Annotated in this window: 16 protein-coding genes; 3 read left to right on the plus strand and 13 right to left on the minus strand. The window is 50.8% G+C overall.

Annotation, left to right across the window (positions count from 1 at the left end; genetic code table 11):
- Position 1 precedes the first annotated feature (1 nt).
- From JHJ32_RS15480 to JHJ32_RS15520, 9 genes are all read right to left on the minus strand, one after another.
- Entirely contained in the window at positions 2–2,440 is a 2,439-nt protein-coding gene (locus JHJ32_RS15480) for a sodium/solute symporter (RefSeq protein WP_200121562.1), read from the minus strand.
- Positions 2,437–4,251, minus strand: a complete 1,815-nt coding sequence (locus JHJ32_RS15485; protein ID WP_200121563.1) for an FAD-dependent oxidoreductase — start codon at positions 4,249–4,251, stop codon at positions 2,437–2,439. Before JHJ32_RS15485 ends, JHJ32_RS15480 begins: the two co-directional genes overlap by 4 nt.
- 46 nt (positions 4,252–4,297) lie before the next feature.
- Positions 4,298–5,431, minus strand: coding sequence for a sialidase family protein (locus JHJ32_RS15490; protein ID WP_200121564.1), 1,134 nt, complete (start codon positions 5,429–5,431; stop codon positions 4,298–4,300).
- Between the two features lie 15 nt (positions 5,432–5,446).
- Complete coding sequence (locus JHJ32_RS15495) at positions 5,447–6,370, minus strand: dihydrodipicolinate synthase family protein (RefSeq protein ID WP_200121565.1); 924 nt, start codon at positions 6,368–6,370, stop codon at positions 5,447–5,449.
- 7 nt (positions 6,371–6,377) lie between these two features.
- Complete coding sequence (locus JHJ32_RS15500) at positions 6,378–7,838, minus strand: RagB/SusD family nutrient uptake outer membrane protein (protein ID WP_200121566.1); 1,461 nt, start codon at positions 7,836–7,838, stop codon at positions 6,378–6,380.
- A gap of 10 nt (positions 7,839–7,848) precedes the next feature.
- Positions 7,849–8,883 carry a TonB-dependent receptor gene (locus JHJ32_RS15505; protein ID WP_200121567.1) on the minus strand — a complete coding sequence of 345 codons (1,035 nt, stop codon included), beginning with the start codon at positions 8,881–8,883 and terminating at the stop codon, positions 7,849–7,851.
- Complete coding sequence (locus tag JHJ32_RS15510; RefSeq protein ID WP_200121568.1) at positions 8,828–9,082, minus strand: hypothetical protein; 255 nt, start codon at positions 9,080–9,082, stop codon at positions 8,828–8,830. Before JHJ32_RS15510 ends, JHJ32_RS15505 begins: the two co-directional genes overlap by 56 nt.
- Before the next feature lie 29 nt (positions 9,083–9,111).
- Positions 9,112–9,894, minus strand: coding sequence for a S9 family peptidase (locus tag JHJ32_RS15515; protein WP_200121569.1), 783 nt, complete (start codon positions 9,892–9,894; stop codon positions 9,112–9,114).
- 191 nt (positions 9,895–10,085) lie between these two features.
- Positions 10,086–11,096, minus strand: coding sequence for a GntR family transcriptional regulator (locus JHJ32_RS15520; RefSeq protein WP_200121570.1), 1,011 nt, complete (start codon positions 11,094–11,096; stop codon positions 10,086–10,088).
- A gap of 224 nt (positions 11,097–11,320) precedes the next feature.
- Here JHJ32_RS15520 and JHJ32_RS15525 point away from each other — a divergent pair, with 224 nt between their 5' ends.
- Both JHJ32_RS15525 and JHJ32_RS15530 read left to right on the plus strand, forming a co-directional pair.
- Complete coding sequence (locus JHJ32_RS15525) at positions 11,321–11,785, plus strand: hypothetical protein (protein WP_200121571.1); 465 nt, start codon at positions 11,321–11,323, stop codon at positions 11,783–11,785.
- 11 nt (positions 11,786–11,796) lie between these two features.
- On the plus strand, positions 11,797–14,127 hold the full coding sequence (locus JHJ32_RS15530) for a cation:proton antiporter (RefSeq protein ID WP_200121572.1): 2,331 nt from the start codon (positions 11,797–11,799) through the stop codon (positions 14,125–14,127).
- Here JHJ32_RS15530 and JHJ32_RS15535 read toward each other — a convergent pair.
- The 4 genes from JHJ32_RS15535 to JHJ32_RS15550 form a co-directional block, all read right to left on the minus strand.
- Positions 14,060–16,516 carry an ABC transporter permease gene (locus tag JHJ32_RS15535; RefSeq protein WP_200121573.1) on the minus strand — a complete coding sequence of 819 codons (2,457 nt, stop codon included), beginning with the start codon at positions 16,514–16,516 and terminating at the stop codon, positions 14,060–14,062. The genes JHJ32_RS15530 and JHJ32_RS15535 overlap by 68 nt on opposite strands.
- Positions 16,517–16,594: 78 nt before the next feature.
- Positions 16,595–19,741 (minus strand): error-prone DNA polymerase, encoded by a 3,147-nt coding sequence (locus tag JHJ32_RS15540; protein ID WP_200121574.1) that lies wholly within the window; start codon positions 19,739–19,741, stop codon positions 16,595–16,597.
- 6 nt (positions 19,742–19,747) lie between these two features.
- Complete coding sequence (locus JHJ32_RS15545) at positions 19,748–21,250, minus strand: DNA polymerase Y family protein (protein WP_200121575.1); 1,503 nt, start codon at positions 21,248–21,250, stop codon at positions 19,748–19,750.
- A 7-nt stretch (positions 21,251–21,257) separates the two neighbouring features.
- Positions 21,258–21,989, minus strand: coding sequence for an ImuA family protein (locus tag JHJ32_RS15550; RefSeq protein ID WP_079718681.1), 732 nt, complete (start codon positions 21,987–21,989; stop codon positions 21,258–21,260).
- Between the two features lie 155 nt (positions 21,990–22,144).
- Between JHJ32_RS15550 and JHJ32_RS15555 the strand changes: the two genes are divergently transcribed.
- The gene (locus JHJ32_RS15555) at positions 22,145–23,047 is read left to right on the plus strand and encodes a DMT family transporter (protein WP_233632696.1); all 903 of its coding nucleotides are present in this window, start codon (positions 22,145–22,147) and stop codon (positions 23,045–23,047) included.
- Positions 23,048–23,073: the final 26 nt, after the last annotated feature.

Below are 23,073 nucleotides of genomic sequence, written 5' to 3' on the forward strand. Positions count from 1 at the left end.
ATTACGATTTTGTTAAGTTATTCTTTTGTTCAAAAAAACTGAAAGCCATCCCGCATACCACCCCGACAACTAACGCAACTGGCAAAATCCAAAGTACAGTAATACCAAGTACCCCGAAGTAAGCAACGGCAATCGCCGCGGCAATGGACGTCGCCCCCGCAAAGAGTGTCCCTTTTTCCGTAGCAAAGGGAACAAAAAGTGCCATAAAAAACAACACAAAAAGTGGTGCGACGAACAAATTAACGACTTTGACGACGACATCAAACAAATTGCCCTCGACGTAAGCGATAAAGATGCTCAATACCATCGTGACGGCTCCGGTGAGGTATGATAGGTTTCTTACTTGTCGCAAAGGATTTGACGAAGCTGCTCTTCGTGGCCACCATCGATGGAGTACATCCTGCGAAATGACCGAGGATACAGCGTTCAGCCCCGATGACAAGCTGGACATCGCCGCTGCAAGCAAGCCAGCGATCAACAGCCCGGAAATACCCGCGGGCAGACCGACCATGATAAACCTCGGGAACAGTGTGTCAGCCTGCCCCTGCAATGACGCGTGGTCCGCCAACTGGTGAGGCTTCGCCTTAAAATAGGCAAGCATTGCCAACCCGACCATGGCAAGCAAGATCTTTGCGAAGAGGTTGGTGTACAACGACACGCGAAGGGATCGCCGTGCCGTGGCCACGTCTTTCGTGGCCAAATAACGCTGAATAGCAAGCTGGTCCGATCCGGTGGTACAGATGTACCAGACAAAAAGCATGATCATCGCATTACCAATGGTAGAGCGTTCTTGCAAGTCAAACCCCAGGCGCGGCGGATTCCAATGAGCGGGCCATGCGGAGGGAAGCCATCCGGTAAAGGAACCGACACCGGCCATGACCACCGCAACGCTGACTAACCCGCCGCCAAGGAAAATGAGTGATTGAATCACATCGGTGACTACAACAGCCTTTAACCCACCCATTGATGTATAGACAATCGTGATAACCATCAACACAATACCGATAAGTGGCACGTAAGCACGGTCTATAGGCACGACCGTCAGCAACGCCACGTCGATGGTCACGTAAATGATGGTAGCCATCCACAGGAAACGCAGGGATAAAAACATGAACGTAGCCATCACACGTACGCTCGGGCCAAGTTTGTACTCCAAGATTTCGTAAGCACTTGTAACGTTCATCTGCATGATTCTCGGAATCAACCACCATCCGGCCGCATAGTAAACAAAAGGGAATGCCAGCATGCCAGCAAAGATGGCTGGGCCGTGTTGAATCATTTCACCCGGATATGACAGGTAACTCAACGTACTCAGTAGCGTTGCAAAAAGTGATATGCCCACCGCCACCGGGTTCATTCTGCGGCCACCCAGGAGGTAGTCGTCCCGGGTTGTATTTTTTGTTGAATAATGCCAACCTATCCAGAGCATCAGCAGGCCGTAAGCGGCGATGACAGCCCAATCCAGAACGGTCAGCGAGTTCGTATGCCTACGGTCAATACGCAATATTGCGTAAGCTGCGGCCGCACGCACATCCGAAAGCTCGCCGGCCGTCGACACTATAGCACTGCCAGCTTCAGCCAAAGCATACAGCATGGCCAAGTCGTCCGGCCCCCCACTTTCGGCCAAGGCGAGCGACAACTCCATCTTTTCTGCCGCAGCGCCCTCGCTGGCTAGGGTAATCAACCGATCCTTGAGTTCAAAAAAACGTTGGGTGCCTTTCATCGCTTGCGGTGCTGCGGCCACTGCTGCCGCGAGGCAATAAACCTGCTGCGCATGGGGCGTATTATCACCAAGAGCGAGGTCGGCGAGCTCGTTCCATTGCCGGGTATCGAGCCTGCCGATATTCCGGATAGCATAGGCCGCCAATCGCCGTTCTCTGGTCTGCCGGCGTCCTTCGCTGTCGGCGATTATATGCAGTAAAGCGTCTACCGTCTGGTGCAAATTCCCGGCCGTGGCATAGCTGTTAGCCCATCGTATAAAAAGGTTCAGTATCGGATCGGCCGTATTCGGCTCCCATGTCGTTGGCATGCCCAGCTTGGCTAATGATTCCACAGCATGCACCCTGTCAAGTGCGGAAGTGTCGGCAGCAACACCTTGAATACGCTCCAGCCACTTCCCTTGTTCGGCTTCCCGTGCCGGCGCCGAAGCCAATACCCGCCAAATACCAATGCGATAAAAGGGTATGTGCCCCTTGCACTGTGCCTCTTCGAGAAATACATCACGCACGTCATCCTGATAATCCAGTTGCAGCAGATAGCTGGCGGCATGGACTTTTTCCCATTGCAGCGTGTCATACAGCACATGGCGCAGGATGCGGACCATCTGCGATCGAGCATCGTCAGAAACGGGCCTTTTCTGCGCAGTACCGCATGCTGATGCCAGCAAGACAAACAGCCCACACGCAAGGCATCTCAGGTATTTTATTTGCTTATAGCTCATTGATGTGCGATGGTATTAAGCATGGTCGCACTACCGAAACTGGGGACCCCTTCCGCTAAGGCCGCTCGAAACTCGTCCAAATGATCAGCATAAACACCCCTCGGTGTAGTACGATGTTTCACGCACAGCGCCGCAGCCATCCCGACTACTTCCCCCATCATTCCCGTCGTTTTCATAACCCGAACCGTGCCCAGGGCAACGTGCGTAACACTAATATTTCGGCCTGCCATAAACAAGTTTGCAATATTGCGAGAATACAAGCAACGATATGGAATGGCATACGGTTCGATCTTGGTCTTCTCACAGCGGGCTCTAAATGGCTCGCCATGGAAATTTGGAAACGTACGGGGGTAATGCAGATCAATCGACCAGGTCGTTGTCACGCAACGGTCCGGAAAAAAGCGCCGGCCGAAAATATCTTGCTCTTGCAAGATTACATCGCCCAATAAACGGCGTGATTCTCTTTTGCCGCCAATGTAAGCTACCCAATCCAGCCTGCGGTGGTTGAACTCCGCTTTATTGGTATACTTATTCTTCAGGAAAGACCAATTGCCGTAAACGACGCGCAGGCCGTAATCCCGGATATATTCGATTTCTTTAATTTGATCCCGGCCCAGCCCAAGTTCCCAGTCCCAGTCGCCTTTACGGGCTTTCTGACAACTTTGATCGTCAAACTGCACTGCCCAAGGGGTTTCCGGAAATCCGCAATCGGCCGCTTCATCAACCACCGAATACCACATGACCGATGTGCCCATGGTCAGGTTATCAGCAATTTCAGGAGCATGCGATTCACCGGTTTCAGCGACCGACTCCCTACCGGTACGGAAATCTGCACCAGCCAGGTAGCCCAGGTTCGCATCGCCCGTGCAGTCTGCAAACAGCCGCCCGCTGAATCGGCAGGGAACACCCGTTAGGATATCCACACCATCGACGGCTCGTATTCGGTCGCCATCCAAATGTACTTGCTGAATGTGCGTATTCAAAAACAAACTGATGTTTGGTTCATTGCTTACCAAGTCCATCTTGAGGTGATCTTTGTAGTCCGACGCTGGCCTTGCGTTTTGCTTTTGCTGAGGGTCCAGTTCATTGACTAAGTTACCAAGTGCCGGGAAAGGTTCCATATTCACCTTTCCGCCGAGCTGCACCCTGATTTCGGAGCTGTTATTGCCGCCCACGACCGGTCTGTTGTGCACCAATGCAACCTTTAATCCAAGCCTTGCCGCAGCGACGGCGGCACAAATCCCCGCGATGCCTCCTCCGGCCACGACCAGATCAAACGTTCCCTTATCCCGGGGTTCGTTAGGTAATCCAAGCCACCGTTTCCTGAATGCCGTAAGTGCTTCGAGCGCGTTGGGAGGCTCCTCGCCATCCAAATCAAACACTATCGCGTCACAGCGGCCGTCAAATCCGGTCAGATCACGCAGCCTTATCTCGACCAGCCCAGCTTCGATGGCCGCTGTACCGCCGTATTGCCAGTGCCATTCACCATTTCGGTTACCGAACACCGTAGGTAGTACGCGACCATTGATAACCAGCTGAAAACGTCCGGGGCTTTCACGCTCATCGTAGCGGCTTACGTCAACGGCATCGTTCCAAGGCGCCGCCCATTCGCGCGTGCGAACCCAAATATGATAATTGCCCCCCTGTTTGAAAGGGATGCGTTTCACGGCGTCCTCCACCGGCTTACCCAGCCCATGCGCTAAAAGGTACGGCGATCCCATCACGTCCATTGCCTGATGGTCTACAACCCATCCGCCGAACTCATCGAAGCTTTCTGCCTCAACAATGATTTTATCTCTGTATGTATTCATAAGCTTTTTGATGTTTTCGGGTAGGCATCCGCTTGCGTTATAAATCTCACTGCACCTCCTCCCAACGAAACGCGAGCCGTACAATATCCGGATACTCGTCGTTTGCAACCGATCGGTAAGTTACGGTGTTCAACCAGGTTGCCCCGTCTTTTTCAGTCCAGTAAAATCCGGCATAATACCCGTCTTTGACCGGCAGGGTGCCGGTTTCATTGTCCAGCAATGCCACCTGCTCAATAGCCAGGTTTTCGGCATTCACCCGCAGCAACCCAAATTGCATAAATGCCGTCCCAGGCAATCGGATTCGCCCAAGCACATACAGCTTGCCATCCCTGGAAAAAATTCGGGGCCACCCGATCAGTCCCTCCAATATGCCTGTGCCCGTCAGGTCCTTTGCACTGACCAGGTTGAACGACTTGTCGAATTTCGCGATCTGGGTAGGTTGGTCGTGGTAACCACGCACCACCACTGCGAACCCGTCGGCTGTACGCAAAAAGGCACTTTCGTTAATCGCAATGTCTCCAAGGGCTTCCGTAATATTTTTGACAAACGTCCATGATTGCGCGGCATCTTCCGACTTCAAAACGGCTACAGACCACCGTCCCCCAGGGCGGTAGCCAAAGGACATCGCCAGCATATATATTACGTTATTGTCAATAACAAAGTCAAACGGATAAGCGTATTCAACACCGTCTACCAGGTTTAGCGTTGTCCATGGCTTATACGTCTTACCGTCATCCTCACTCGTGGTGTACAGCATGCCCTCCCGGTAATGCCGGCCATCAGGTCCCGTGTGTTGCAAATCAGTATAAAAATGCAGCTTACCGTCTGGCGTCTGTAACGGCACGGTGATCTGGAATTTTCTATCGGCTATGCTGCCGATGGTCTGATGTGCGGTGACGCGGTTTGTGGCGGTGCTCAGGCGGATGATGTCGCAAACTGCCTCGCGGTCATTGCCATGCGCCGTTCCCCGTTTGAGTGTGATCAACACCTCATCGTTTGGTAGTTGTATCAGCGCCGGGAAAGCCAGGTACTGCTTGTCGGCAAACTGCTTATGAGACAACAAAATCTGCGACTCCTTCGTTGCCGCTACAACCGTAGGCACGGTATCCGCTCTTTGTTCTTGCGCAGCAAGTGGGAATTGGCAGATTAGGCAAGCGATCCAAGTTATAATGTTCTTCATGAGATTAATGCGTTGTTAGTTTGTTGGGAAAAACTCTGGTATAATTCGCTCGGCTTCAATCCGGACTGCGCCTACTTCTCGCTCATGGACACCGCGATATGGCCAGCGCAGCCGCGTAGTTATCGGCGCCCAGCCCCCCACGGCCGCCATTAGTTTGTCGACTGCCTGATTCGAATACCGGTACCGCGTAATGTATGGCCGGATAAGTTGCTCCATAAAGAGACCTATGCGCTTTTCAAGCTCCAGCGCCCGTTCCATATCTACCGCCATCAGGTGATACCAGGTTTGTGCGGCACCCGGATGCAGGCACGCTATATTGGAGTACGACCCGTCAGCGCCCGCCAATATTCCACTAGCGAGCGTATGGCCCGGCACACCGAGTGAAAGTTCGGGATCGGACTGGCGCATAGCCGCGTACCATGCGGCGTCACCGCCCTTTACTTTGCAGTCGGCCAACCGTACACCCGACTCACGCAATATCCCATATTCTTCCGGCAGTAACACCCGTTTTGCATGAGGCGGATTATACAATACCAGCCTAATCGGATTGGCGGCTTGCTGAACGGCCATCAGAAAATCGACAATCTCGTCCATGGAAGGTACTGTCCAGTCCGGAAGTATCACCTGTATGGCGTCGGGCTGTAAGGCAGCTGCCCGTTTGACACGTTCGAGCGCCAGCATAGGGTTGACATGGTTGCAGCCTATTTGGAACGGTGTGGCTTTAGCCCTGCACCGCTCGGCCAGTAGTTCACTGATTTGATCAAACTCCACCTCCGATTGACTGTAAAATTCAGCGGCCGTACCGTTGGAATAAATGCCGCTCACCCCAAAAGCAATAAGCGCATCTATTTGTACCTCCAGCTTTCCGAAATCGATACTGTCATCCGAATTGAGGGGTAGCAAAAGTGTACACCAAGTACCTGTGATACGATTTTCCATGCGATTATTAGTTATATCCTTCGTTCTGCTCAAGATTCGGATTGATGTCTAACACTTGCTGCGGTACGGGGTAATAATAACGGGCACGCGATCCCATCGCCGACTCGATCCCGTAGTTGCGTAAAAAATCCCGCATCACATCCAATGCGCGGTCCGTCCGGACCAAGTCAAACCACCGCTGATTTTCAAAACAGAACTCCATCCGGCGCTCATGCTCTACCCATCGTCTGAACTGCTGCTGATCTGATATATCAGTTGCTGTTTTTGGTGTTAGCCCCGCACGCTGTCTGATCCTATTCAGGATATCGAATGCTTCACCTTCGGGCACATAGCCCAGCTCATTGAGGCATTCGGCATACAACATCAGCACATCGTCGTAACGAAGCAAGATCCAGTCGATGTCCCACCCATCGCCCTGCACGGCGGGTCCATTCAAGTATTTTTTGCTAAACGGCTGGGATGTAATCACTTCCCCTGCATTGTTTGTCCATTCACTCCAGATCACCGCCTCTTTCCGCGTATCTCCATTTTCAAAACTGTTTATCAGATCGTTCGAGAGGAACAACTGAAAAGGGCTGCCGCCCATAGGCACCAGCGCCCGAGAAATAAAATTGGGTGTGTTACGAGTAGGAAACGGGTTTCCCTCTCCGGAAACACCGGTTTTAAACAGCAAAGAGAATACCGCCTGGCGGCCCGACTCATGCTCGTGGCTGAAGACGTCCGCATAGTTTTCAAAAAACTCAAAACGCCCTGATTCAATGACTTCATGCAACAGGGTGGCGGCATCGCCCCAACGAGCAGCATTAAGCGGGTATCCACTCATAAACACAAGCACTTTCCCGAGAAACGCCTTTGCTGCCCAACTGGTTGCCCTGCCCTGATTGGCGCTGGGGTAATCAGGTGGCAGTAGGTTCGCTGCATCAATCAAATCCGATTCAATCTGGCGATACACTTCACTGATTTCATTGCGCCGTACCTGGTAACCTTCATCGATGGTCAACGTCGTTGTCACCAACGGCACCCTCCCCCACAACCGCACCAAATCGAAATACAGCAGCGCTCGGATAAACTTCGCTTCGCCTTCGTATTGACGGGCGGTTTCGATGGGCATATCTATCGCTACCATCTCTTCCAACACTTTATTGCAGCGCTGGATCTTATTGTAATAATCGCTCCATGCTGTGAAAAGTATGGGCAGTAGGGATGTTTCTGAGAATCTTGAAATGTTTCCATCGTTGTAATCGAGGCTTTGGAAGGTATTGTCGCTCCTCGACTCGGTAAGCATGTATGAATATTGCTGGCTTACCATCGCACTTCTCAACCCGTTGTAGCAACCGAGCAGCGCTAAGTTGATATGCTCTTCCGTTTGGTAGTACCCTTCCACGGTGCGTTCAGATATCGGCACAAGGTCCAAGTTGTTACAAGCCTGTAACAAACCGGCCAACATGATAATAATAATGCGCTTCATGTCTTTCATATTAAAATTTAACATTCAATCCCAATGTAAAATTCCGGGCCAAGGGATAACTGGTTCCACTGTCTATATTCGGTGTCAGGCTTGTATTTGCATGATTTCCGGTCTGCGGGTTCCCGTGATAGTGATCATGCATGAACACATTATCCATACTGAAGAAAACACGCACACCGTTCACCGCCGTCCAGCGATTAAGCACGGTCTGAGGAAAAGTATAGCCAAAAGTGATGTTCCGGATGCTCCAATAAGAGCCGTCAAATAGCCAGAACGTGGACGGGGTCGTCATATTCTCGGTCACAGCAGCCCTCGGCACCATACCGTTGCCAGGGTTATCCTCCGAGCGCCAGCGGTCGCGCCACATTCCCCATACATTTTGGCGGGATTGCATATTGGAGCGACTTCCAATGTTTAGTATATCGACGCCCTGCTGACCATCCATAAATACCGTCAGGTCCAGTCCCTTGTAGGAGAAGGTATTCCTGAAGCCCCAGAAAAAATCAGGAAACGCATTGCCAACGATGTGAATATCATCTTGATCGATGCGGCCATCGTTGTTGTAATCTCTGTACTTGATATCACCTACATTTTGCGTCAGATAATGCGGATGGCTATTTAGATCGGCTTCATTCATAAACACGCCCTCCTGCTCAAAGAGATAATAACTGCCAATGGGCTGGCCGATTTGCGTAATGGTGAGCCGATATCCCTCATTTGTGCCATAGATGGGACTTCCGTCAGGCCCAAGCGACAGCACCTTATTCCGGTTGGCCGAAATGTTAAAAGCGGATGTCCACCGGAAAGCTCCCGCTAAGTTAACCGTATTTAGTTCAAATTCCACCCCCTGATTCCGCACACTTCCCACGTTTTGAAGCGCAGTGGCAAAACCTGTCACTTCCGGAATCTGGACATTCAAAAGCAAATCCTTGGTATCTGCTCGATAGAAGTCAAACCCTACCTGTACACGGTTATTGAACAGGCCGACATCAAAACCGATGTCTGCGGTATAAGCGCCCGTCGGCATCGGTCGAGGTACCGGCATCCGTGCCTTTCACTTTCACCACGGCCCCAACAATCGCTGTTCCGTCATCGTGGTTGATGACCCGTCCCGAAACGGTTTGCTGTGTTTTCACATGCTTAGCCTGCACCTCCAGTAGACTTACGCCCTGTGCCAGGCAGAAAAGCAGGAGCGGGCTCCACAACGCAAGCAAGCGTTTTCCAAGTTTTGGATACATTTTCATACGCTTTTCATTTTTAAGTTTATTCGTTGTTAGTTTATTTTTTTTCGTAGAAAATCATTGATTAACCGATCTGGATATAACGACATATTCGCTGTATCATGGCCACCCGGTGCCTTGTACAGTTCAACCAATCCACCGAACGGCTTTACATCCTGCACGAGCCGACCGGAATGCGCCTCCAAAGGCACTGTTTGATCGGCTATGCCATGAAAAAGCATCAAGGGTATCTGTGCAAGCGCCTTTGGCGCCGCAGCTGGATTAATGTCTTTAAAAGCGCTATCGCACCGCCACGCATGACGTGCAGATGTCAGGCGTTTGAAAGCATCGGAGAGATTATAGACGGCAAATGTACCCAAAGCCCTATCCACAATAGCCGGATATTCCTTTATCAAACGATACATGAGCACCCCCCCTGCCGAACTGCCCCACAATACCCACTTTTGCTGCACGCGGAAATTCGCTTCAATGTACCGATAGGCATCCAATACCGCATTAAGCCCCCGATCAGTACCCCAAGTGTCGCTTCCGTTAGAGACGACTACAAAAAGATACCCGTTTTTGACGGCCAGATCGCGCTGACGCACATAAAAAGCATTTGCCTTGCTGTCTCCAGGCTTATAGCTTCGTGCTTCACGGCCACTACCATGTAAGGCTAATACGACGCGGTACCCGTCTTGCGTTATTGGCGGCATCGCTATATACACTTCCCGACCAGCAACTTGAACTAATGTATCCCTAACGACAAGAGGTTGAGCGGATGTGGCCACGCCCGTCAAAGCAACAAGGAACGCAAGCATCGGCAAAGCAGTCATGTTTCATAATTTGATTTACAGTACAAACATATACAAAAAACATTATAAAACAATACAGACCAGTACAGAAGATTCGGCTAATAAACATATATAGCTGATAGTTAGCTATAAAAAAATAAAAAACACCCAGAAAGAATTTCCATGTGTTTACAATAAATACCAAAAAACAGGAACAGAACAGTATAGTTCAGCTAAAGAGACGGTCTAATGATTAATTTGCTGGGATTCTTGATTTTCGCCACTTTGCCCTCCAAAATCAAATTAGCCGCTTCTTCCCCCATCTTGGAAAAATCCGTGCTTATCACGGTAATGCCTCCTTCAAGCACTTCTTTGACATAGAGGTCGTTATACGAAATCAGCCCGATATCCCGACCGAGCTTATACTTATGTTCGCGCACCAACTTAATGATATCTACATCGTCCCGATCATGCCGGTTTAGCGTAATGTAAACGTCCCCACGCCTGAACTGACTGCGCTCAATTTGATGGACAATCAGGTAATCAAACTGATATTCTTCACAAAAACGCAAAAAACCATCTTTTACTAAGTTGCCGTAAAACGAATCCTCAGGCAAAACCAGCACAGCCCGCCGATATTTTTCCACACGCCCACGCACATCCTTCATCGCTGCATAGATATCACCTGCAAAATCTTGGTATACAGCAGAATAATCCCCATTCAAATTCTCGATATTGTAATCAAGTATTATTCTTTTCTCTGGAGGAATCAGATTAATGATTGGTGACACATCTTCTTTCATGATGGAGAGTATCACATAATGCGTGTAATTCCCCAAGTTTTCAAGCACGAGCCGTTCGAAAATCCGATAGCTGTAATTGTGAAAAAATACATCAATATGCGCATGATCCTTTAATCTATTGAAAAAAGAATGATATAGCTCCTCTTTGAAAACCGTCAATTTGTCCAATAAAAAGAAGACCCGGAATTGGTGATCAATGCTATTTTTCTTCACAAAAAAGCCCTTCCGGTAAACTGGTTCAATAATCCCTTTTTCCATTAGGTGATTCAGTGCCATCAGCACCGTGCTTTTACTGATATTGTGCTCGGCAGCCAACCGGTTGACCGACGGCAGCTGGTCATTGATGCGCAAATCTCCTTGCTTTATCTTATCCAATAATAGGTGAGCCAACTTCAGGTATTTCAGTTCGCTATTCACGGTACTAACTTCCGAATTCTTCATATAAGCTTTTTAATAGGCGTAACAAGGCGGCGACACGCGCACACTCCCGCCGTCCAAAAGTACGGCATTCTTGCTTCATAACAAAACAGAACAGTACAGTCGCAAATCGCATTGCTTATTGGATAATGGTGCCTCCCGTAGCCTCCATCCATTACCTGTTATGTCCATACCTATGTCTTCCGATTTTTGACTATTTTTGTCTATGTTGTCAAATCCATTGAAAAATGAATGCATTATTTAAAAAACTCAATTTCAAGAGTCAAAAATCCCTGCTTTCCATCAACCACCCTCCAAGTTTCCAAGTGGCGTTGAATGATATCGCCGCTGATACGCAGATAGTCACTGAAGTAGAACGGGCCGGAAGCATCTCTTTTGCGATTGTTTTCGTCACACAACAAAAAGAAATTGACAACATTATCACGCAGCTCGTCCCTAAGCTGGAAACTGACGCGGCACTGTGGTTCTGCTATCCAAAAGGCACTTCGAAACGGTATCAATGCGATTTCAACCGGGATACGGGCTGGAAAATACTGGGACAATATGACCTTGAACCCGTCCGCCAAGTGGCCATTGATGAAGATTGGAGCGCGATACGTTTTCGGCATGTCGATCACATCAAGCAAATCACCAGACGGGGCAGCATGGCGCTGACCGACAAAGCCAAGCAGCGAACCTCCAATAAGGCTTAAACGACCAGCTCATGGCCCATCTACCAGAACTCATACGGGATTTAGCCCTGATCTTGCTGGTCGGTGCGTTTGTTACCATCCTGTTCAAGCGCATCAGACAGCCTCTGGTGCTCGGCTATATTATCGCCGGATTTTTCGTTGGTCCGCATTTCCAGCTGATACCCTCCATTGTAGACACTGAAAATATCGAGACTTTTGCCGAACTGGGCGTGATTTTTTTACTGTTCAGTCTGGGGTTAGAATTCAGCTTCAAGAAACTACTGCGTGTCGGTGGCCATGCGTCTATAACCGCTGTCATCGAAATTGTTTTTGTAAGCTCACTGGGCTATTTTACCGGACAGCTGTTGGGATGGAGCCAAATGGACAGCCTATTCCTCGCGGGGATGCTGGCCAGTTCGTCAACGACCATTATCCTTCGGGCATTTGATGAGCTTGGCATCAAAACCATGCAGTTTGCGCGGGTCGTGTTCGGTGTGCTGGTTGTCGAAGACATTATTGTCATCCTGCTCATGGTTTTGCTTTCGACCGTAGCGGTGACCCAGCAATTTGAAGGGGGTGAAATCCTCTTTACTGTGTTCAAGCTCGGCTTTTTCCTCATGCTCTGGTTTCTATTGGGCATTTACCTGATCCCCTCCTTCCTGAAAAGGGCCCGGCAATGGATGGATGAGGAGACACTCCTTATTTTTTCCATTGGCTTATGCTTGGGTATGGTGATCTTGGCTACACGGGTTGGCTTTTCCGCAGAACTGGGAGCCTTTGTAATGGGGTCTATCCTCGCCGAGACCACCTTAGCCGAAAAGGTGGAGCATTTGACCAAACCAATAAAAGAATTGTTTGGCACGGTGTTTTTCGTGTCGGTGGGCATGATGATAGACCCAGCAGCGATGCTCCAGTATGCATTCCCGATAGTTGTGGTGACGATACTGACCATCGGTGGCAAGTTTTTGTTCAGTGCGCTGGGTGCGCTGCTGTCCGGTCAACCGCTGAAGCAGGCTGTGCAGGTAGGCATGAGTATGGCGCAGATTGGCGAATTTGCTTTCATTGTAGCGGCATTGGGCCTATCACTCGGCGTGATTTCGGAATTCCTGTTTCCTATTGCCGTAGGGGTATCTGCCATCACCACCTTCACCACCCCGTACATGATCAAATATTCCGAACCGTTCTATAATTGGCTTGCGCGCGTCCCCTTAACTCATTGGAAAGACCGAATCGAACACTATGCCACGGGCACAGAAAAGCTTCGCGCTAATCCGGCTTGGAAAGTACTGTTTAAGGAATATATCCGCATCATTGTCATCAATAGCATCGTACTGATTGCTATACTGCTACTATTCAGGTATGCATTCCTCCCCTTCATCGAAGGAAAAATAGCCAGCGCTTTTGTGCAACATGCGGTCACCGTGGCAGCGGCCATGCTGCCGGCTGCGCCTTTCCTCTGGGCGGTCGTCTTCCAAAAGCCACGATGTGATGCTTACCAAGCCATGTGGATGGACACGGCGACCAATAAGGCTCCGCTAATGGCCATTGAAATCGTCCGGGTACTCATCGGGGTATTGTTGGTCGGATTGTTTATCGACCGGCTCACTTCTACACATGTGGCGCTCTGGATTACCCTTCCGGTCATTTTGCCGTTTATCTATTTATTTTCACGGCGGATACAGGTGTTGTATCAACGGATCGAGGCGCATTTCATCAGCAATTTGAACGAACGTGAAAACAGTCTTATCCAAGCCGATAATAGCGGACGGTTTAATCAAAAAAATGAAGAAGTGCAAAGCGGTTTGCAGGCATGGAACGCCCATATCGTGGAAATGGAGGTGCCCCCGCTGGCTACCTATGCGGGGAGGCATCTAAAAGACCTGGGATGGAAGGAAGCATACGGTATATTGGTGGTTTACATCAGGCGCGAAGAAAATATCATTCACCTGCCAGGGGGCGACCATCGCCTGCTTCCACAAGACCACGTTGGAATATTGGGTACGGATGAGCAAATGATGCACTTTAAAGCCGCATTTGAATCGCAGGAGGATATCCAGTATAACGATATGGCCATCGAAGACATCAGCCTTCATCAGGTATTGCTGCAAGCAACGCACCCGCTGGTCGGCAAAAGTATCGCTCGTTCGGGATTACGTGAAGATACCGACGGCCAGGTGCAGGTTGTGGGCGTAGAACGCGACGGCATCCGTATGCTTAACCCTGAAGCTTCCTTGGTCTTCAAAGCCGGAGACATCATTTGGCTTGTCGGCAACCGAAAGCGAATACGGGAGGTGATCACTCATCCCGCAACGAATCCACCGGATTGGCCGCCGCCGCCCGAACCGCTTGCCAGCTCAGTGTAACCAACGCGATGATGACTGCCATCAAGCCCGCCGCGGCAAACATCCACCATTCGACATCAATGCGGTACGCAAAATTTGCCAGCCAGCGGTTCATCGTCCACCATGCAATAGGCAAGGCGATGATAGCAGCAACCAACACCAGCTTGATGAAGTCCTGCGATAACATGCCCACAATATCGATCATCGATGCGCCCAACACTTTCCGGATGCCTATCTCTTTGGTACGCTGCTCAATAGAAAAAATAACCAATCCCAGCAGCCCCAGACACGAAATGGTAATGGCTAGCGCAGTAAATACACTGACAAGCCGGGACATTACCTGCTCGTTGGTATAGAAACGCTGGTATTCGGCATCGACAAACTGATAGTCAAACGGGAACCTTGGGTTAATCGCACTGTAAACGCGCTCCAATCCCTCCAAGGCCTGCTTGGTCTTATCCCCCACTATGCGGATCAAAATCACGCCAAAGTATTCGTATTCCTTCACATCCATGATGAGCGGCTTAATGGGTTCGTGTAAAGAATAGGTATGGTAATCTTTCAATACGCCAATAATATGTCCTTTCTTTTGCCAGGCTGAAACCCATTTGCCGATGGGCTCCTCCATACCCATTTGCCGGACAGCTTCCTCATTCACCAGAAAAGCGCTCGCCGAGTCCGTGGCAATGGCACGCGAGAAATCACGTCCTTGGACAATCTCCAGTCTCATCAGTTTAACAAAATCATAGCCTACGGACACCGGTTTGAAGCCTGCGGCGATGCTTTTTTGTTTGCCCTCCCAGTTAATGGCATCTCCCCCATCCGATGTATTGGAAACACCGTCAGCCACATCGACCACAAATTGCATGGCATGCGGAGTTTCACTGGCCCGGTCTACCATGACCACGCCAGGCAGGGATGATGACTGTGTTTTAAATAGCTCGTAATTGCGCTGGTCCATCAATTCGCCTTCAATGCGTGTATACAATAGATGCTCACGGTCATACCCCAGGTGCAAAGTCTTCGTGTATCGCGTTTGCCGCGCGACAACGATAGTGGCCACCAGAAACAATACCGAAAGGCCAAACTGAAAAACAATCAGCACCCTGCGCAGTGTGCCGCGCTTCATGGAGAAAAGCTGTCGGTGCTTCAAGGCCTTAGCCGGTCGCAAGCCAGATAGAAAAATAGCTGGATACGTACCTGCAAGTAACGCGGTGACGATGACGAGTGCACATGCCGTGCCCCAAAATTGGGCCTGGCCGTAGGGCTGCTCAATAACAGCACCGGTAAGGCTGGCAAAAAACGGCAATGTGATATAAACCAGGAAAAGGGCAATTAGCAGGGCAAAAAGAGATAGGAACAGCGCTTCCAAATAAAATTGAAGGGCAAGCCATGCGCGGGAAGTACCCAGTACTTTGCGGACGCCTACTTCTTTGCTTCGTTTGATGGAACGTGCCGTGGCAATCAGCGCAAAATTGATACAGGCGATAACGAGGATAAAAAGTGCAGCAGCACTGAAAATGCGGATGTAGATAATGCGGCCGGCCACTGGCTTGCCATTTACAAACGTGTCATAAAGATGCTTATCATTTAACAGTTGCAGCCCAATCTGGGCGGTAATGCCTTTCTCATCCTTCAGGCGCGGTTTGATAAATTGATTGATTTTCCTTGCGACAGCTAATGACGAAGCATTGCTATCCAGCAACACGTAGGTATTAAACTCTGGTGATGCCCATTCAAGTATGGTGTTGTGGGCTTCCCAACTGAGCAGGAAATCGAAATCCAGGGAACTATTGGCAGGGACATTTTCAAATACGGCCGACACGATAAAATCCAAGCGGTTTTCATAGCGGAAGGTTTGCCCCATGGCAGCTTGGGAAGAACCGAAATAACTGTCTGCAAGCTCTCGGGAGATGGCTATACTGCCGGGATCGCTTAAGGCTGTTTCCGCATGGCCCGCTAAAAGTGGATAGCCCAGTACCTTGAAAAAATCTTGGCTGGCACGGGCTCCGTTGGCTTTATTTTTTTTGCCATTTGCTTCAAGGGTTTCGGGATGCCCCCAGGGCAATTCGTATCCTGTTGCATAGAAGACAATCGACCGAATTTCAGGGATAGCGTCTTTCGCATCTTCGAGCAGAAAAATCCGCTCATTTTTTTCAGATGTGCTGATATAGTGGATAGGTGTGCGGTAGGTTCCGTCCACCTGATTCCCAGAAGACAGCATTTGATAAGCCGTATACAGCCTATCCCCGTGATGAACAAAATTATCAACACGTCGTTCATGTTGTATCCAAAGGAAAATCAGCAAGCAGCATGCCATCGCCAGGGAAAGTCCCACGACGTTGATTATCCCGAAAGATTTGCTTTGCGCCAATTGACGCCAAATGGTTTTGAGTAAATTGCGTATCATAGCAGCAAAAAAGGAGCTTATGGCCGATGATCGCAAATTCAATCCTGTTCATATGCATTTAAAACCGTTCAACGTCCCTCATTGGAAATTCCGTCCTTTATGAAACACCTTGCCCACTGTGCCGCCATCCTGGGGTGCGACAAGACCGCGCAGCCATCCATTCAGATTGATGCAGTGCTGTACAACGACGTGGATAACCTCACCCTCGACCTGCAATTTACCAGACACCAACAGCAGCTTGGACTGTAGGATTTCCCTCCGATATTTTTCGAACATCTTGCCCCACACGACAAGGTTGGCAAACCCTGTCTCGTCCTCCACCGTGACGAAGAGCACTCCTTTAGCGGTGCCAGGACGCTGCCGTACGGTCACCATCCCGCAAACCTTCACGGACATTCCGTCCTTCATCGTGGGTAATGTTCCTGTCGGAGTGACGTGGAGCATATCCAGTTTTTCCCGGAGGAAACTGACAGGATGGGCCTTGATGGACAGCGATGTGCTGGCATAGTCCTGCACCACATGCTCGCCGGGTGTCATCAGCGGAAGTTCAACCTGACCCTCCAAGGCGCATTCGGAGGGTTGGCCTTTGAACAGGGCTATCGGCCGGTCCCGCAAGGCAGACACCTCCCATAATGCCTTCCTTCTATCAAGGCCCATCGAGCGGAAAGCGTCTGCGTCGGCCAGCCGTTCCATGGCGGATATCGGCACCCCGGCGTTCACCAACGCGGCGACGAATGGATAACCGCTACCCCGTGCTTTGACCAAGACCTCCATGTCCTCCGCTGCCAGCCCCTTCACCTGCCGGAAGCCGAGGCGCAACGCATGATAGCACTTGCCGAACACCCCCTCCAACGTGTGGTCCCAATGAGAATGATTCACGTCTACAGGCAAGACCGTTATCCCATGTTTTCGAGCGTCAATGACAAGCTGGGCGGGTTGGTAAAAGCCCATCGGCTGGCTGTTGAGCAAAGATGCAGCGAAGATATCGGGGTAATAATATTTCAGCCAGGAGGAGATATACACCAGCTGGGCAAATGAAGCGGCATGACTTTCGGGGAAGCCGTAGCTGCCGAAGCCTTCCAACTGCCTGAATACCCGCATGGCAAACTCCTCCGAATAGCCCTTTTTGACCATACCAGCTACCATTTTTGCACGGAAGCGGCTGACCTCCCCCTTAGCCTTGAAGGTGGCCATACTCCGGCGAAGTTCGTCAGCTTCGGCGGGGGTAAAATCGGCGGCAACAATGGCAATCTCCATTGCCTGTTCCTGAAAAAGCGGAACACCCAATGTCTTTTCCAAGATATGCCGGATTTCCTCAGAGGGGTAATCCTCCTGTTCTTCGCCCCTACGCCGCCGCAGGTAGGGGTGCACCATGTCGCCCTGTATCGGGCCGGGCCTGACAATGGCCACTTCGATGACCAGATCATAAAACTTCCTGGGTTGTAGCCGGGGAAGCATGGACATCTGTGCACGGCTTTCAATCTGGAATACACCAAGCGTATCAGCGTGGCTAATCATTTCGTATACTTTCGGATCATCCCCCGGTACTCCGGCGAGCGTCAAATCACGCCCATAGTGCCGCTTGGCAAGATCAAACGCTTTCCTGATGCAGGTAAGCATGCCAAGGCCCAGCACATCCACCTTCAGGAATCCCATTGCTTCCAAATCGTCCTTATTCCACTCCAAGTTTGTCCGGTCTTTCATCCGGGCATTGATAATGGGGCATAGTTCGTGCAGTTTGCCCTGTGTGATAACAAATCCACCGGTATGTTGCCCCAATTGTCGGGGAAACCCGATATACTGGTCGGTTAGTTCCAATACTTTTCGCAGATGTGGATCACCGGGGTTGAAGCCTTGACTGGCCAGCAACTGCATATCAATATGGTCATCCCAATGGCTGCCAATGGCTCCAGATAAGCGGGCCACCGCATCCAACGAAAGCCCCATCGCTTTACCCACGTCACGAATTGCGCCCTTTGAGCGCACCTGTGTGACCGTGGCCACAATGGCGGCCCGATCACGTCCGTACTTGCTGTAAATGTATTGAATCACTTCTTCGCGCCTTTCGTGCTCGAAGTCAACATCGATATCTGGAGGTTCATCCCGAGCATCTGACATAAATCGGGCAAATAATAACCGGAATTTCGCTGGATTTACGGAAGTGATGCCCAAGCAGTAGCAGACCGTGGAATTGGCCGCGGAGCCGCGCCCCTGGCATAGGATGCCGCGATTGCGTGCAAATTGCACATAATCATGTACGGTAAGAAAATAAGAAGCATAGTTTTTTTTTTCGATGAATGCCAATTCATGGTTGATGGCCGCTTTGACCGGCTCAGGGATATCCGTGCCGAATTGCCGCTCAGCCCCCTGCCAGGTGAGCATAACAAGCTCCTCCTGCGGCGTACGGCCTTCGTTGGTCAGCTCCTCAGGATACACATATGTCAGTTCATCCAATGAAAAATGACAGGATTCAGCAACCGCTCCTGCATTGCGGATGGCATCTGGATACTGGCGAAACAATCGCTCCATTTCATCCATTGGCTTAAGATATCGCTCCGAATTCGGATGCAGCCGGAAGCCAGCTGTCTGAATGGTACATTTCTCCCGGATACAGGTGAGTACATCCTGCAATTCGCGGCGTTCGGGTACATGGTAGTGCACATCGTTCAGGGCCACCATGGGCATATCCAGCCGCTGGCACAGTTGATGGATGCGAAACAGTCGCTTAGCGTCATCACCTGTATAAGTGCGTATGGCACCAAGGGAGAAGTGGCTACTTAGCGCTTCGCGGTATTCCGTGATGTGCCGCACGTAATCGGGTTCCAGTTCAAAGGTATCCGTCAGCTTATTAGGCGGCACTGCGACAAATTCCATTCCTTTAGCGTATTCGTACACATCGGCTTTGTACAGGTGGCATTGTCCTTTTTCTGCTCTGCGGTTGCCTACGGTAAGCAGGGAAGAAAGCCGTCCATAAGCTTCCCTATCCGTGGGATAGGCCAGCAGGCTCGGGCCATCCAGCAAGTCAAGGCGGCAAGCCGGGATGAGACGCATGTTGTGCTTCTTGGCAGCGATATGTGCCCGCACAAGGCCAGCGAAGCTGTTGCGGTCGGTCACCGCCAGGGTATTGTAACCCAATGCCGCTGCGCGTTCCACCAGCTCTTCGGGATGTGAGGCTCCGCGGAGAAAGCTGAAATTGGTGGTTATCTGCAGTTCTACATAGCCCATAATCCGTCAAGCAAAAAAACCATGCAAAAACCATTGGCGTGAGTTGCCGTCGTCATAATGCCCAGCACGGAACAGCCAGTACCTGCGACCTTTGTCGTCTTCTACATCATAGTAGTCCCGGTGCTCACCGGTATCCATCCACCATTCCCGTTCAATGCGCTCAGGCCCATCCGCTTTTTTGATAGCGTGTACTTCCCCCTTGTGGCGGAACAACATCGGCGGATAATCCGGTATCGGAGCCGTCACTTCGATAGGTTCGGGTCTTGTCAGCAGGCGGGTGGGCCTTGGCCTGTCGGTATTCCATGCCGTGGAGGGTTGTTCCGCAATGGAGGACGCCTCCCTGATAGACCGCTCCGGCCAGTAATGTTCGTCTGGCAGATACCGGTAAATGGCACGGGTACCTTCCTTACCTTTCAGCCTGTCGATCAGCTCAGCCAGCGATGTCTCCTCCAATCCGGGGGAGCTGCTCCAAAGCGCCTCCTGCACCGGGTCGGTATCCTCCACCTTAGGCACTTCCAATATGAATAATTCGATGCCCAATGCCGGTTCGATCTTGGGTACTTTCAGCTTAAACAACCTCAGAAGATGCGGTATATTGGCCGTTGCCCTGCTTGTACCAATGGCCACCTGCGCAATTTTGCCGTCAATGCGGCAGCATTTCAGGATGGCTGTTCGCAGGCCCCTACCCTCACCCGATAAGCGTTTGCAAAGTGATTCCAATAACTTCATAATCGCAATCTCAATACCGATGGCTGTACAAATAGGTTCCAGACAATGCAACCGTTCCTCGTATGGCGGTATGGATCGCAACGGCACGATATGCTCATCTTCCTGCCCCAATGCCTGTCGCAATCTTGACAGGATCCTATCGCCAAAACGCCTGCGTAGCACAGAGGGTGGCATGTGCAGAAAGCTGCCGATGGTACGCAAACCGAGTTTTTGCAGGCGATCCACCGTCTCCGGTTCCAGCCGGAGCGCGGCCGGAGGCAACGGCATGAGTGTACCGATTTCGGATCCATTGGCGATGATTGGCGTTGCCTTGCCAAAGCGTGCCATTGCCCATGCCGTACCGATGGTACCTGCAATAGCTATTCGCGTATGGAAGCCCCTTGAGCGCAACCTGGATACGATGAGTGCAAGGTAGTCCCGCTCACCACCCCATAAGTGAGCACATCCACTAATATCAAGGATTAGCCCATCGGGTGGGTCCACTGCCACTACAGGCGTATAGCGTATACACCATAGGCCAAGTGCCTTTAACAGCCTTGAAGCCAATTGAGGTTGGCTGTCGATGACTATCAGGCTGGGCAAGAACGCTTTGGCATCGGCCACTACCATTCCTCGTGTCACGCCCTGTGCTTCGGCTATGGCATTCGCTTCTGTGATGACCATGCGGCCGTGCAAAGGCTCAGCCAACACAAACGGTATTTCACGCAGTTCGGGCCGGCGGATAGCGTGCCTGTCTGTCCTCAGGTATTTGAACCAAATCGATGCATACCGCTTTTCCATTCAACTATCAGCTTATTTTCTGCAATTGCAAGGCTTTATTCTGGCGGATGGATGGCATGACCGGCACAAAGCATCCCCGGGACCATTCCATCTTCCAGCACCCCGGGTTACCATTACGTACCTTCAGCAATTCCACCTGCCATCGGGGAGGCCCTACACCGGGCATCCCTTCCTCCAATGCACTTGGCAATGGCCTAATCCGCCAACGGGCCGTGCAGGCCGTAGACCCGATATTGCGGGGATTGCTGCGCAGCACCAATCCGGTACCGCTACTCTTTTCGACCGCCAATTGCAGACGGCGCGATTGGATAAAATCCATATCCTGTAATTCGGCTACCACGGCGGCCAGCCCATTACATTTGAGCGATTCTTCCATGGCCCACAAAACATCACGCTCCCGTTGCACGTCGACGAAGATGATGCGGTCCGGCCGTACCCCAAATGCCCCCATAGCGGGCGGGAAAAGTATCCTTGATGTGCTAATCCATAAGCAGGTCTTGTTTCCTTCAGTTAGACGGGACAATAGCCCCCCCATGAAACCACTGGTTGCCGCGTCTTCTTCCCGCCCCCCACTAATGAACTCATGAACGCCGTAAGGCGGGAAAACGGCATTGGGGAAAGCGTCCTCTACCGGCCCAAGGCCTATCCTTGCAGCATGGCTTTCGGGGCGGACAAATCCCTGCCAGCGCAGCATATCCTGTTTTAGCCGGTTCACCTTTTCCTGTTTGCTTTCCTTCATCGTTGCCATGCCTTGTGGACTGCGACAACAAATATAGTAATACTAATAATATTAGCAAATAATTTCTTTAAAATGACCATTGATTTGAAATCCGATCAGATTTAGTGGTGATGACAATTCTTTTGGGTAGCTTCGCCCGAAAAATTACGATACAGTTGAAAAGTCCCCTTCATCGGTTTGCATATTTCTCGGCAGGCGTAGTATTTGCTGTCTTATGGGCTTCAGCTTCGGCAGCTACCAAAATAGGGCTCCAATCGGCCCAGCCTTTTGTCATTGCTATTGCCCGGTTTGCCATCGCTTCAGCCATCATGCTCGGCATTGCCCATCTAGTGATGCGCCAGCCACTGCCTTCGGGCAAAACGCATTGGCAGCAACTGTTCATTTACGGATTGTTCAATGTAAGCCTATATCTTGGCCTGTACGTGTTGGCCATGGAAGAGGTATCAGCAGGCTTGGGGACGCTGTTTGTCGCAACTAATCCGGTACTTATCATGCTCATCAACACGCTATGGTATCGACAACCGGTCAGCCTGTCTAGCATACTCAGCTTCGTCCTGTGCATCGCGGGAATGTTGCTGGCTGCATATCCGCTCTTTGAAACCAGCTATGCCACCTGGCTGGGTATCGGCATCCTTTTCCTAAGCATGCTTGCTTATTCGGTAGGAGCCATTTATTTTGCCCGACGAAAATGGGATGGCCTCCATATTCTCACAATTAACGGTTGGCAGACGCTTATCGGCGGTGTATGCCTACTCCCATGCTTGTTTTTATCTTTTGAGTATTCGGCCAACACCTTCGATGTACGCTGGTGGAGTGCCGTACTCTGGCTGGCCATACCGGTATCGGTATTTGCTGTACTGATCTGGCTGTACCTGTTGCGCGACAACCCCATCAAAGCCTCAGCATGGCTCTTCCTCTGCCCGATTGCGGGGTTTGCCATTGCCGCCATCCTGATGAAAGAACCGCTATCCTGGCACACACTCGGTGGTGTTCTCCTTGTCATTGCGGGGTTATATCTGGTACAACGGATGAGGCGACCAGGACGAAAACGTCAATAATAGACAACAGATAAAGATGCAGTCAA

It is taken from the genome of Parapedobacter sp. ISTM3 (genome assembly GCF_016533505.1).
Classification (GTDB): Bacteria; Bacteroidota; Bacteroidia; order Sphingobacteriales; family Sphingobacteriaceae; genus Parapedobacter; species Parapedobacter luteus.